13 protein-coding genes and 1 riboswitch are annotated in these 12,097 nt (G+C 36.3%); of the genes, 7 read left to right on the top strand and 6 right to left on the bottom strand.

From position 1 onward, the window contains the following. Positions 1 to 381: 381 nt before the first annotated feature. Positions 382 to 2,724, top strand: a complete 2,343-nt coding sequence (helD, locus tag J7E67_RS21510; protein ID WP_214732801.1) for an RNA polymerase recycling motor HelD — start codon at positions 382 to 384, stop codon at positions 2,722 to 2,724. A 151-nt stretch (positions 2,725 to 2,875) separates the two neighbouring features. Here the strand turns inward: helD and J7E67_RS21515 are convergent, their stop codons facing one another. Next, on the bottom strand, positions 2,876 to 3,010 hold the full coding sequence (locus tag J7E67_RS21515; protein WP_214732802.1) for a BA3454 family stress response protein: 135 nt from the start codon (positions 3,008 to 3,010) through the stop codon (positions 2,876 to 2,878). A gap of 180 nt (positions 3,011 to 3,190) precedes the next feature. Between J7E67_RS21515 and J7E67_RS21520 the strand changes: the two genes are divergently transcribed. Then, on the top strand, positions 3,191 to 3,652 hold the full coding sequence (locus J7E67_RS21520; protein WP_214732803.1) for a GNAT family N-acetyltransferase: 462 nt from the start codon (positions 3,191 to 3,193) through the stop codon (positions 3,650 to 3,652). An 18-nt stretch (positions 3,653 to 3,670) separates the two neighbouring features. Here the strand turns inward: J7E67_RS21520 and J7E67_RS21525 are convergent, their stop codons facing one another. After that, positions 3,671 to 3,901 carry a hypothetical protein gene (locus J7E67_RS21525; protein ID WP_214712209.1) on the bottom strand — a complete coding sequence of 77 codons (231 nt, stop codon included), beginning with the start codon at positions 3,899 to 3,901 and terminating at the stop codon, positions 3,671 to 3,673. 200 nt (positions 3,902 to 4,101) lie between these two features. Between J7E67_RS21525 and J7E67_RS21530 the strand changes: the two genes are divergently transcribed. Together J7E67_RS21530 and asnS are read left to right on the top strand one after the other, a co-directional pair. Next, positions 4,102 to 4,983: an alpha/beta hydrolase gene (locus J7E67_RS21530; protein ID WP_214712211.1), complete on the top strand. Its 882-nt coding sequence runs from the start codon at positions 4,102 to 4,104 to the stop codon at positions 4,981 to 4,983. A 174-nt stretch (positions 4,984 to 5,157) separates the two neighbouring features. Then, the gene (gene asnS, locus J7E67_RS21535) at positions 5,158 to 6,549 is read left to right on the top strand and encodes an asparagine--tRNA ligase (RefSeq protein WP_214712214.1); all 1,392 of its coding nucleotides are present in this window, start codon (positions 5,158 to 5,160) and stop codon (positions 6,547 to 6,549) included. A gap of 57 nt (positions 6,550 to 6,606) precedes the next feature. On the opposite strand, the gene J7E67_RS21540 is transcribed toward asnS, so the two are convergent. Beyond that, positions 6,607 to 6,780 (bottom strand): hypothetical protein, encoded by a 174-nt coding sequence (locus J7E67_RS21540; protein ID WP_168244701.1) that lies wholly within the window; start codon positions 6,778 to 6,780, stop codon positions 6,607 to 6,609. A 124-nt stretch (positions 6,781 to 6,904) separates the two neighbouring features. Between J7E67_RS21540 and J7E67_RS21545 the strand changes: the two genes are divergently transcribed. Next, entirely contained in the window at positions 6,905 to 7,129 is a 225-nt protein-coding gene (locus tag J7E67_RS21545; protein WP_214712215.1) for a helix-turn-helix domain-containing protein, read from the top strand. A 93-nt stretch (positions 7,130 to 7,222) separates the two neighbouring features. Here the strand turns inward: J7E67_RS21545 and J7E67_RS21550 are convergent, their stop codons facing one another. After that, a complete protein-coding gene (locus J7E67_RS21550; RefSeq protein WP_251026907.1) occupies positions 7,223 to 8,704 on the bottom strand; it encodes an amino acid permease in 1,482 nt (493 codons plus the stop codon). Positions 8,705 to 8,808: 104 nt separating this feature from the next. After that, positions 8,809 to 8,999, bottom strand: a riboswitch (Lysine riboswitch). Positions 9,000 to 9,229: 230 nt separating this feature from the next. On the opposite strand from J7E67_RS21550, the gene J7E67_RS21555 reads away from it, so the two are divergent. Beyond that, positions 9,230 to 10,042, top strand: coding sequence for a YitT family protein (locus J7E67_RS21555; RefSeq protein ID WP_214712219.1), 813 nt, complete (start codon positions 9,230 to 9,232; stop codon positions 10,040 to 10,042). A 209-nt stretch (positions 10,043 to 10,251) separates the two neighbouring features. On the opposite strand, the gene J7E67_RS21560 is transcribed toward J7E67_RS21555, so the two are convergent. Beyond that, positions 10,252 to 10,611, bottom strand: a complete 360-nt coding sequence (locus tag J7E67_RS21560; RefSeq protein WP_251026908.1) for a winged helix-turn-helix transcriptional regulator — start codon at positions 10,609 to 10,611, stop codon at positions 10,252 to 10,254. 134 nt (positions 10,612 to 10,745) lie between these two features. Between J7E67_RS21560 and J7E67_RS21565 the strand changes: the two genes are divergently transcribed. Next, positions 10,746 to 11,378 carry a nitroreductase family protein gene (locus tag J7E67_RS21565; RefSeq protein WP_214712220.1) on the top strand — a complete coding sequence of 211 codons (633 nt, stop codon included), beginning with the start codon at positions 10,746 to 10,748 and terminating at the stop codon, positions 11,376 to 11,378. 43 nt (positions 11,379 to 11,421) lie between these two features. On the opposite strand, the gene J7E67_RS21570 is transcribed toward J7E67_RS21565, so the two are convergent. Beyond that, on the bottom strand, positions 11,422 to 12,036 hold the full coding sequence (locus J7E67_RS21570; protein ID WP_088090510.1) for a PH domain-containing protein: 615 nt from the start codon (positions 12,034 to 12,036) through the stop codon (positions 11,422 to 11,424). Between the last annotated feature and the right edge of the window lie 61 nt (positions 12,037 to 12,097).

Consider the following 12,097-nt stretch of genomic DNA (forward strand, 5'->3'; position numbering starts at 1 on the left):
ATGTTGTGAGCAAACATATTGTCAATTAGATTTTATAAATTTTTTTTGAATTTTTTCCAATACTATCTATATAAGTATTTAGGATTGGCCGAATTAAATAATTCAATGAGAATATATTTAAGTTTGCGGATTACAGGAAGAAGGATAGGAAGAAAATTGAGGATTACATAAACTTAGATAGGACAATAAAAAAAACGCCCCTGAAGGCGTTTGTTAATGGCATTGAAAAATCTCCTTGAAAATGTAGGAGGAGCATGATAAGATGATATTTGGCATAAATAATTATTGATGTAATTACTTGAAAACTACCTATTATAACATTAACACGATTTTATTCGATTGTCAACAAATGACCAAAACATTTATCTGGGGAGTGGTTTGATGAGCGATTTACAGAGCACAGGCTTGAAAATGGAACAAAGAAGAGTGACCACGGTTGTAAATGAAATCGAAAAAAAGATAAATAAATTAAAGCTAAATGCTGGAAAGGTAAGTTCTGATGTTCTCGAGATACGTAAAGAATTTTGGGAAGATGTAACCGTCAATATGGATGAACCTGATGATATGATAGAAACAGCAGCGAGTATCAAACAACAGGCCGAACTGCTCTCAGAACGTGAGCGGACCCATAGACATTTGGATAAACATCTCAATACACTATCAAGGTTAAAGTATTCCCCATACTTTGGACGGATTGATTTTTTAGAAAACGGGGAAGAAGCAGAGGACCGGGTATACCTAGGAATTGCATCGTTAATGGATGAACAGGATGAAAATTTTTTGATTTATGACTGGCGTGCCCCTATATCTAGCCTTTATTATGACTATTCACCTGGTCCTGCCAGATATAGTACCCCTGAAGGAACGATAGAAGGGGAAATGAACTTAAAACGTCAATTTATTATTAGGGCTTCAGAAATTAAAGGGATGTTTGATACAGGGGTAACCATCGGAGATGAAATGCTTCAGGAGGTTCTTGGAAACAACGCGAGTACGCAAATGAAAAGCATTGTTGCTACTATTCAACGAGAGCAAAATGAAATTATTCGCAATGAGCAGGCGAAAATTATGATCGTCCAAGGTGTAGCAGGAAGTGGAAAAACTTCTGCTGCCCTGCAACGGGTTGCTTATTTGCTCTACCGTTATCGAGGGACATTGAATTCAGAAAATATTATGCTTTTTTCACCTAACCCTTTGTTTAATAGCTATGTAGCAACGGTTTTACCAGAGTTAGGTGAAGAAAATATGCAGCAATCCACCTTTCAGGAATATTTACATTCTCGATTAGGTAAAGAATTTAATGTGGAAGACGCCTTTACGCAAATGGAATATTTGTTAAGTGAATATGATGATGAAAAGGAATATAAACTTAGAGTTGAAGGTATTCGTTTTAAAGCAAGTCTTGAATATAAAAATATCATTGATCGATATGCGCATGGATTAACGAAAAGGGGTCTAATTTTTAGGGATTTAATATTTAGAGGAGATGTATTGATTTCTAAAAAGGAGATCCATGATTATTTTTATTCACTAGAAGAAAGCATTAGCATACCCAACCGCATGCAGCTTGTAAAGGAATGGCTTTTAAGAGATTTAAAGCGGAAGGTTAGACAAGAGCGTTCGAGAAGCTGGGTGGAGGAAGAAGTCCAATTTCTCGATAAAGAAGCCTTTATGGAGGCCTTCAAAAAACTTCAGGAAAAAAATCAATTTTCGGAAAATACATTTGATGATTTTGAGCAGGAGCAAAAACTCCTTGCTGAAATGGTCGTAAAAGAAAAATTCAGGCCAATATTTGCGAGAGTAAAAAGTTTGCGGTTTATTGATTCTCCCAAAATTTATCACCAACTTTTTAAGCAAGCTGAAAATATGGGTGAACGCTTACCTGTTGATTGGGACCAAATTTGCAGGAAGACAGTGAAGAAATTAAAGGATATGAAAATTCCTTATGAAGATGCCACACCATATGTTTATCTCCAGGATTTAATTGAAGGTCGTAAGTCCAAATCTACTATTCGTCATATTTTTATTGATGAAGCACAGGATTACTCACCCTTCCAGTTTGCTTTTATACAAAAGCTATTTCCTTTTAGCAAAATGACTTTACTCGGTGATTTTAATCAAGCGATATTTTCTGGTGCCACTGGTGCAGAAACGGTTTTATCTGACCTAAATATCTCGGGAGAGACAATAGAATCGTTTGTCCTTACAAAAACCTATCGATCGACAAAAGAGATTGTTAACTTTACCAGTGCGTTGATTGAGGGTGGAGAAAATATTGAACCCTTTAACCGCACGGGCAGGAAGCCGTTAGTTACTGAAATAGAACCCGATGAAATTACGCGAACAATAATCAAAACAATTAAAGATTTTCAAAATGATGGCCATCGAACCATTGCTGTAATCTGCAGGACAGCCGATGAGAGCAAAAGGGCCTTTGAAGCGCTCAAGAACGAGGTATCGCTCCATCTAATTGAAAAAGGAACGATTTCGTATGAGAAAGGAATTCTCGTTATTCCCTCCTATCTTGCGAAAGGAATTGAATTTGATGCCGTTATTTTGTACGATTGTTCTCAATATAAAAAAGAAAGTGAACGCAAATTATTTTATACCGTCTGCACAAGGGCCATGCATGAACTTCACATGATCGCAACATCTAGGATTAGTCCGCTAATGGAGGTTGCTCCTAAAGATACCTACACACTTGTAAAACCAAGTAAATGCTAATGAAAAAGAAGCTGTATGTCTCGATGACCTGAGCACACAGCTTCTTTAAGTTTAGGCTATGTTAAAAGTACTATGCATTTGCGCCAAATTCATAACCTAACTAGAAAAAATTAAAAAACAGCCGAATCCATTTCCGCTGTTTTTTGCTATATTATTTTTTCCATTGTTTTTGAACTTGTTCTAATGCAAGTTGGAATAATTCATCATCGGATGTTTCCCGATTAGCAATGACATTCGTTAAATAGCTTTTTCCTTCGAAGGTTACTGTTACTTCTACTTGTACCATAATTGAATCTCCTTTTCTATGTTTAAATTATTAGTAAAAAGTGTAGTCATAAATTACAAAACGATTCAGTGTATTAAGTAATTTAAATAATTATGACGATATTTTTTCGACAAATGTTACTAAAACTTTCAGTTTTGATATAATTGTTTTATAAAAACAATAGGGAGGTAAACAAATTCAATGCATTTTGAAGAGGTAACAAAAGCAACATTGTTTATTGCACTCGAAATGATAAACTCGAATCCAGAATATAATATTTTTGAAAATGGCAAAGAGGCAAGAACACTTGCTGACATGGAAGAAGAATTCTTAAATCCTAATACTAACAGTGCATTTATAAAGCTTGATGACACCTATATTGGAATAATTGACTACTTATTAGAAAATCCGAAGGACCATTACCCCTGGCTTGGTCTTTTACTGCTTCATAGTGATTATCAAGGTTATGGTTTCGGTGCACAAGCTTTTGCAGCATACGAACATGAGATGCTTAAACGAGGAATGAAGTGTGTTAGAATTGGTGTCTTAAAAGAAAATAAAAAGGCTCAACGCTTTTGGGAATCATTAGGATTTATCTATTATAGTACTGCAACAACACAAAATGGAACTGGTATTTTGTGTTATGAAAAACAAATTGGATAATTATCCAAAATGGATACCTTAAATTTCTTGATACATAAATTGCTCAGCAAATTGCTGAACTTGATCTTTATCGATTTTATTCTTTTTCAGGAACGATTCAGCGATGACCAGATTGGCTTGAATAGATATATTTCTTTTTAAATCACGAATTGATACATCTCCATTCAATAATTGGATAGCTTTTTCTCTAATGTCTTGATTCGTAGATGACTTGTATAAAAGGTAGGCAATACATGTGATCTTGTCCACATCAAACACTCCTCTTAAATCAAGTATAAACATTTTTTTACTATTTCGACGATAAGCAACGTTTTTCCTGCTATTATTCTGAAAATTTTAAAAAACTTAAGGGATATTGTACGGATAAGAGATTTATGGATTTATTCGTTCTATTAATCTGAAAATTCAAATAAATTAGTAAAAAAGAATCTTCGCGGGGGCGGTAAAGAATGTTTGATTACGATGTAGAAACACGAGCAGGATTTGAGGTGATTTCATCTATTTCAAAAGAAGGTTATTCTATTTATGATGTCAATTATGAAAGCCTTTTCAATAGGAGGATACCTGCCTTTCTTTTTATTCCTAACAAGGGAGGACCATTTCCTGCTGTCATTTTTATGCACCCTAGTCAAGGAAATAGAAAAACATTTTTTCATGAAGCAAAATTGCTTGCAACAAAAGGTTATATTTCCCTCCTAATTGAAGCACCGCTTTTCGGTAGGAATAGTCAACCGGACGATCTTGATAGGAAAAAATTCACAAAAAAAATTGAAGCCTTAGCGGATATTCAAGAATACATTCATACTATAATGGATATTAGGATGGGAGTTACACTACTTAGTAAGCTTACGATTGTGGATGAAGCCCGGATTGCTTTTGTTGGCCACGGTTTTGGAGCGGCTTGTGGCGGGGTAATTTCAGGAATTGATTCGCTCATTAAAACGTTTGTCTTAATATCAGGGTATGGGGAGGCTTCAGAGTGGCAACTGACTAGTGAACATCCAATCGCAGCCATCATTCGCAGCTTTTTACCGCCTGAAAGATTTGAATATTTTATTTCAAGTCTTAGAAAATTAGATGCCATCCACTATGTAAAAAATGCTGCGCCGGCATCATTACTCTTCCAATTCGCCAAAAATGACGAATTTATCGAACATGGCCATGCTGCCACTTTTTATTCTGCTGCAAGTTCTCCCAAAAAAATCATCTGGTATGATACCGATCATCTATTTACCAATTGCAAAGCAGCCTTACTTGACCGCCAAGAATGGCTCTCTGCCCATTTTTGTACTCAAAATGACACGTTTTCAAAAGAATCTACAAAAAACTAAAATAAATCTCTTTCATACCGGAAATTTTGTTGAAAATTGCTTATTTGATATGGTATTTTATATAATATTGAAGGGATAAAAGAAATACGATGATCGTACGGTGAATTTTACCTTTCGTCCCAAAAGGGATGGAAGGTTTTTTACTTTTTTACATAAGATTTAGGAGGAAAACCAATGAAACAGGCCTTAATCAAGGATTTGTACAGAAATACGGAAAGCTATATTGAACAAAAAGTCCAGTTATCTGGATGGATTCGCACGATTCGCGACTCTAAAACTTTTGGGTTCATTGAATTAAATGATGGCAGCTTTTTTAAAGGGGTGCAGATTGTATTTGATGAGCAATTAGAGAACTTTAAGGATATTGCAAAGTTACCAATTAGTTCATCCATTAGGATTGAAGGAGACTTTATTTATACTCCTCAAGCGAAGCAGCCCTTTGAAATTAAAGCAACTAATATCGTGATAGAAGGTTCGTCAAATGTAGATTATCCCTTACAAAAGAAAAAGCATTCGTTTGAATATTTAAGAACAATTTCCCATTTGAGACCAAGAACCAATACGTTTTCAGCTGTTTTTCGTGTGAGATCACTTGCTTCCTATGCATTGCATAAATTCTTCCAAGATAAAGGTTTTGTCTATGTTCACTCACCAATTATTACCGGCAGTGATACAGAAGGTGCAGGAGAAATGTTCCGAGTGACAACACTAGATATGGACAATCCTCCAAAAAATGAAGAAGGCAAAACAGATTTAACCAAGGATTTCTTTAACAAGGAAACTAATTTGACTGTTAGCGGACAGCTTTCGGCTGAGGCGTTTGCCTTAGCTTTCCGGAATGTCTATACCTTCGGCCCAACGTTTAGAGCAGAGAACTCTAACACTGCTCGACATGCAGCGGAATTTTGGATGGTAGAACCTGAACTTGCCTTTGCTGAGCTTCCAGATATCATGGACTTGGCTGAAGAAATGGTGAAATTTGTGATTGGCTATGTACTTGAACAAGCCCCTGAAGAAATGAATTTCTTTAACAGCTTTATCGAAAAGGGGTTATTGGATCGTCTAAATAATGCCTACACAGCAGACTTTGGCCGTGTGACATATACCGAAGCCATTGATATATTAAGGGAGTCCGGAGAAACTTTTGCCTATCCAGTAGAGTGGGGGCTTGATCTGCAAACCGAGCATGAACGTTATTTAAGTGAAACAGTATTCAAACGCCCAGTATTTGTAACAGACTATCCAAAAGAAATTAAAGCCTTCTATATGAGATTAAATGAAGACAACAAAACAGTAGCGGCAACTGATTTACTTGTCCCAGGAATTGGTGAATTGATTGGCGGCAGCCAGCGTGAAGAACGCGAAGAAATTTTGGCTGGGAAAATTAATGATCTTGGTATGAATGAAGAAGATTACTGGTGGTACCTTGAATTAAGAAAATATGGCGGTACGAAACATTCTGGTTATGGTATTGGTTTTGAGCGTTTAATTATGTACTTAACTGGAATGACTAATATTAGAGATGTCATTCCATTCCCGAGAACAACTGGAAATGCCGAGTTTTAAAACAAATTTAAAAAGGAGAAGGCTGATTCACAGAATCGGCCTTCTCCTTTTTATTTATTAAAGAACCTTTAATTCCTCTTCAAAAAAGAATGTTTCTGGATGTTCCTTAACGATATAAGAATATCTTTTCATGTTTTTAACATATTGTGATTTTAAAATTGTGACGACCTCGCCAGTTTCTTTAATGTTAACTGACTGTCCGTTTTTGTACAGATTGTTTGAGCTTTTCATGTTTCACACTCCTTTACCTATTCCTAATTAAGTATAACATAAGCCAAGATGGAAAGGGGGAAACCCTTCTTCCTTTCAATTACGAACTTAATGTGTTATGCTTTTAAAAAAGTGAGGTGTCATTTTGACAAATTATAAAGCAAAAAAAAGTAACCTCAAAGATTTATTATCAAAAAACGGCATGGACCTGGAAAGTTTGGAACGGAATACAAGTATTCCTCAAACTCAGCTTAACGACTACTTGTCCAAAAAAGTGATGAACTTAAATACTGCGATGACAATTTCAAGAGAATTAAATTGCTCTATTGAAGACTTATACATTTGGTCATCTGAGGAAAAGGAAGCGTAATACTTAAAAACAGGCTCTTCAATTGAGTCTGTTTTTTTTATTGGATTAAGAAAATAGCACGCGAAAATTTTCGCGTGCTATTTTCTAAACAAACTAATTTCTTAAATCACACTTTTCTAAAGGTATAACCTTAGTTTTCTTTGTGAATTTATATCCTAGCCATACAATAAGGAATAATGGCAGTCCGATATATGAAACAAAAACACCGTTCCAATCGATTTGGTCACCCGTGAATGCTGAATAATTTTGTCCTAAGACAACAAACCCACAAACGGCAAACGCGAAGAGCGGACCAAAAGGGAAGAATTTTGATTTATATGGTAACAAGCTAAGGTCCTTACCTTGGGCGACAAATGCTTTACGGAATCGATAATGACATATTGCAATACCGAGCCATGCGATAAAGCCGGACATACCAGAAGCGTTTAACAACCATACATAAACCGTTCCATCCCCAAAGAAGGAAGCAAGAAATGCGAGTGTTCCCACTAAGGTTGTTGCAATTAAGGCATTGACTGGAACACCTTTTTTGTTTAATTTACCAAGGAATTTCGGTGCTTTGCCTTGACGGGCCAAATCCCAAAGCATCCGAGTGGATGCATACATTCCTGAATTTCCTGCCGATAATACAGCTGTAAGAATAACAGCATTCATGATTGAAGCGGCGAAAGCGATGCCTGCCTTTTGAAAAACCAGCGTAAATGGACTAACAGTTATATCCCCATTTGCTAAATTCCCGTTTGTATATGGAATAAGCAGTCCGATTACTAGTATAGCCAATACATAGAATAATAAAATGCGCCAGAAAACTTGTTTCACTGCACGAGGAATAGCTTTCTTTGGATCCTCCGTTTCACCAGCAGCAACACCTAAAAGCTCTGTTCCTTGGAAGGAGAAGCCTGCAGCCATAAAGATTCCCAGCATGGACATAAAGCCGCCGTGGAATGGAGCATCACCAACAGTGAAGTTTTTGAAGCCGATTGCTTCATTACCCATGATGCCGAAGATCATTAAAGTACCAGTAACGATAAAAATAATAACTGTAACAACTTTAATTAAGGAAAACCAATATTCTGCTTCTCCGAATCCTTTAACAGAAAGATAGTTTAATAGAAACATGATTACTAAAAAGATGCCGCTCCAAATGAATGAAGGCGTATGTGGAAACCAGAATTTCATAATCATTGTTACAGCAGCTAATTCGGCAGCAATCGTAATTGCCCAGTTATACCAATAGTTCCAGCCTAGGGCAAAACCAAGGGAAGGATCGACAAATTTGGTTGCATACGTACTAAAGCTTCCGGCAACTGGCATATAGGCACCCATTTCTGCTAAGCCCTGCATCAAAAAGTAAACCATAATACCAATAACAAGGTAGGAAAGGATTGCCCCGCCGGGTCCCGCACTATGGATAGCGCCGCCGCTAGCTAGAAAAAGTCCAGTGCCAATCGTCCCGCCAAGGGAAATCATTGTGAGGTGACGGGATTTTAAACTTCGTTTTAATTCCGTTGGATCCTGTTGTATTGTTAAGTCACTAGTATATTCACTCTCTTTTAATACTCTTGCTGTTTGCATTGTCTTGACTCCTCTTTTTCTAATTTTTTCGAGAAGGAGTTTGGAATAAAAAAATGCCATCGAAGAAGTATCGATGGCATTGTAAATACCCCGCATCATACCTTCCGAAAGATAGCTCAACACGCTTAGCTGGTAGGTTTAAGCGTGACAGTTCTGTTCCTATTTGGAGACAGCCCCAGCATGCTTTTTCAGAGATGAAAGCACACTTCGGCAGCTTTTCCTTTCAAACGGAGTCAGGGATGTCTCTCTCATCTCGTCCGCTTTACTGATAAAAACCGCGACCTCTACCTCATCGGTTTTGATGAGGATTTATCATATATAGTTAATATATTACTAAAGTATAAATATTATTTTATAATTGTCAATAATATATTATTCCAGAAATGAGAAGTCTTTATTCAATCAATTAGAATAGACAGATAATTGAGTTTTTTTTAATAAATTATTTAATTTACTTTAAAAGAGAGAATCGGTATTATTTTTAAATAGAATTAATTGCCTGTTTTTCATAGGAGGATTTTTACCATGCAGATTGTTGGAATGATTTCGGGATCTCTAATTGTTGTGGTTGCTTTTAACCTTTTTTTAATCCCTCATGAAGTATTAAGCAGTGGATTGAGCGGAATTTCTATGATTTTAGGGATGATCTCGCCTGTTAATACAGGGGTGGCAAATTTCCTGCTGAATTTTCCGTTATTGATTATTGGTTATAAAATGTTAGGGAAAAGATTTATCGTGAATTCCATCTTTGCTGTAATAATTATTTCAATCGGCCTTTATTTAATTCCCGTTCATGCCATTGCCGATGATAGGATTCTCTCTTCTATTTTCGGAGGTGCTTTAACCGGGTTAGGTGTCGGAATAGTTTTTCGCTGTTCTGGATCGACCGGGGGATTTGATATTATTGGCATGATTGTCGCGAGAAAAAGGGATTTTCCGATTGGTGTTTTACTTTCAGGTATGAATGCAGTCGTCATCTTGATCAGTGGATTTTTATTTGATTGGGATTCTGCTCTTTATACCTTGGTTTCCATTTTTGTTACAGGTAAAGTGGTAGATGCAATTTATACAGATCATGCTAAATTAACTTTAATGATCATTACAGAAAAGGGCGAAGAAATGAGAGATCATTTACTGACAAATTTGTATCGAGGCTTGACGATTATGGATGGGGTTGGCGGCTACTCTAATCACCAACGGAACGTAATGATAACGGTAATTTCTAGATACGAACTTAATGAAGTTAAAAACTTAATTTCAGAAGTTGATCCATCAGCATTTGTCAATATTACCGAAACAATTGAAGTCATGGGGCTGTTTCATCGGCCAAGTCCATAAAAAAAGGTTTGCATCTATCAAATAGATGCAAGCCTTTTTTAGTTAAGGCTTTGTTAAACTGCCTGTTGATTTCCGTTCTAGGTGCGTGCGGTTCGCGGGCGGTCCGGGGAACCGCACGCAGGAGTCTTCGCGCCTGGAACGAAGGTCAACAGGGTGCCAATATCAACAATAAGCTTTAACATAACCTTATTTAAAATAGAGACAGTGAATCACAGAGATTTCCCTCGTTTTTTTACCCATTTCATTAGCACATGAATAACCTCATCTAGTTCTTTACCAGTTGGAGTCAATTCATATTCCACTTTTTTTGGAGAGGTAGTAATGACGTTTTTGACAATCAATCCCTCATTTTCTAAATCACGTAAGCGTTCGGTTAAGAGACGATCAGATATTCCTGGAATAGATGATATTATTTCATGGTACCGCTTCGGTCCTTCCATAAGCGTATAAATAACAGAACCCATCCAACGTTTGCCAATAAATTCGATTGCCTTATGAAAGTTAATACATATATGTTTAATTTCCTCTGCAGAATGAGTCATACAATCTTGGTGGTTAGGTTCACTCATATAAAATCCCTCTTTTTTACTTTTCTAACTGTATAATACCATATTTGAATTACTTGACGATAGGTACTTACTAATAGTAAGATGAATTAGAACTTACTTTTAGTAAGCTAAAAATTCACAGGGGGAAATCTCTCATGCAAACCACATTAATAAAAAGTTTATCTGAAGTGATAAAAGAACGTCACTCTGTCAGAAAATATGATTCAACATACAATATTTCTCAAGAAGAAATTAAAGATATGCTAAAAGAAGCGACACAAGCACCATCCTCTAGTAATCTTCAACCATGGCGTTTTATTGTTATTCAAGATCAAGAGGCGAAAAAGGAACTAAGATCAATCGCCAACAATCAAGAGCAAGTAGAAACAGCGTCTGCCGTTATTGCAGTATTAGGCGATAAGGAAATGTATAAAAGTGTGGAAAAAGTCTATCGAAGTGCATACGAGGCTGGTTTGATGGACGAAGCTAATATGAATCGATTAATAGAAGGTACAAATAAAACATACCCACTTGCTCCAGAAGAAGTCTTGAAAAATATTGCCTCATTTGATGCTGGTTTAGTATCGATGCAGTTGATGTTAATTGCAAAAGACAGAGGGTATGACACCGTTCCAATGGGTGGATTTGATAAAGATAAATTCGTGAAAATGTTCAATGTCTCCGATCGACTTTTCCCAATTGTGTTGATTTCACTAGGGAAGGCGGCAGCACCTGCTTTCAATACAACACGTTTACCATTGGAGGATGTATTAATAGATTATAGATAAAAAAGTAGGCGCATGATAATTTTTCATGCGCATACTTAATTTATTAGTTATTAATATACTTTTCAAACACATAGCCAAAATCTTTTACTATATATTGTTTTTTGCTATCTTCTAACCACTGAAAGGCTGCTTGATTAAGCATTTTGAATTGAACAACCAAGTTGCTGTCTGCACTTGTCACACGACCGAGAGTAGTGGAAGCGACATCAAGGCTTTGTTTAGCAAACTGAAGCGAAATTTCATTTTCATGTGAGATTTCTGAAATTTTGATTAAGGCTTTATATAAATCCTTAACTTCTTCAATATGTTTCTTATGAACGTCGATGGAGAAAGGAACTGAGCCGATTTTAAATTTTATTTCTACATCAAGGTCAACGGTTCCGGCCGTTTCGAGTTTTACCTCTGAAATTCTATTCGTTGCATAACTATAGCGGTGGAGCATTCGCTTTTTGCTGGTTGCACTTGTCCCATCTAAATGGATAAGGGCGTTGTTTGTAAAACAGTATTCATCAGACTTTGATTTGATAAGAAAATAAATTTTTTCATTGTCTTCATGCATGACATAATCATCTGCGTCCACCTTATCGTAATTTTCCGGCTTAATGACAGAACCCACATCACTTAATCCCAAAATATCCGCGGCTACTTTTCCAAACATTGGTATCAACCTCACTTTTTTAAAATCATTCCATCCATTTTTACGAGGGGGGGACAATAAA

Source organism: Bacillus sp. ISL-46, from assembly GCF_018613205.1.

Excerpts from the sequence above, each read along its gene's own strand:
- helD (WP_214732801.1), top strand. The coding sequence starts at position 382 with ATGAGCGATTTACAGAGCACAGGCTTGAAAATGGAACAAAGAAGAGTG.
- J7E67_RS21515 (WP_214732802.1), bottom strand. The coding sequence starts at position 3,010 with ATGGTACAAGTAGAAGTAACAGTAACCTTCGAAGGAAAAAGCTATTTA.
- J7E67_RS21520 (WP_214732803.1), top strand. The coding sequence starts at position 3,191 with ATGCATTTTGAAGAGGTAACAAAAGCAACATTGTTTATTGCACTCGAA.
- J7E67_RS21530 (WP_214712211.1), top strand. The coding sequence starts at position 4,102 with ATGTTTGATTACGATGTAGAAACACGAGCAGGATTTGAGGTGATTTCA.
- asnS (WP_214712214.1), top strand. The coding sequence starts at position 5,158 with ATGAAACAGGCCTTAATCAAGGATTTGTACAGAAATACGGAAAGCTAT.
- J7E67_RS21540 (WP_168244701.1), bottom strand. The coding sequence starts at position 6,780 with ATGAAAAGCTCAAACAATCTGTACAAAAACGGACAGTCAGTTAACATT.
- J7E67_RS21550 (WP_251026907.1), bottom strand. The coding sequence starts at position 8,704 with ATGCAAACAGCAAGAGTATTAAAAGAGAGTGAATATACTAGTGACTTA.
- J7E67_RS21555 (WP_214712219.1), top strand. The coding sequence starts at position 9,230 with ATGCAGATTGTTGGAATGATTTCGGGATCTCTAATTGTTGTGGTTGCT.
- J7E67_RS21560 (WP_251026908.1), bottom strand. The coding sequence starts at position 10,611 with ATGAGTGAACCTAACCACCAAGATTGTATGACTCATTCTGCAGAGGAA.
- J7E67_RS21565 (WP_214712220.1), top strand. The coding sequence starts at position 10,746 with ATGCAAACCACATTAATAAAAAGTTTATCTGAAGTGATAAAAGAACGT.
- J7E67_RS21570 (WP_088090510.1), bottom strand. The coding sequence starts at position 12,036 with ATGTTTGGAAAAGTAGCCGCGGATATTTTGGGATTAAGTGATGTGGGT.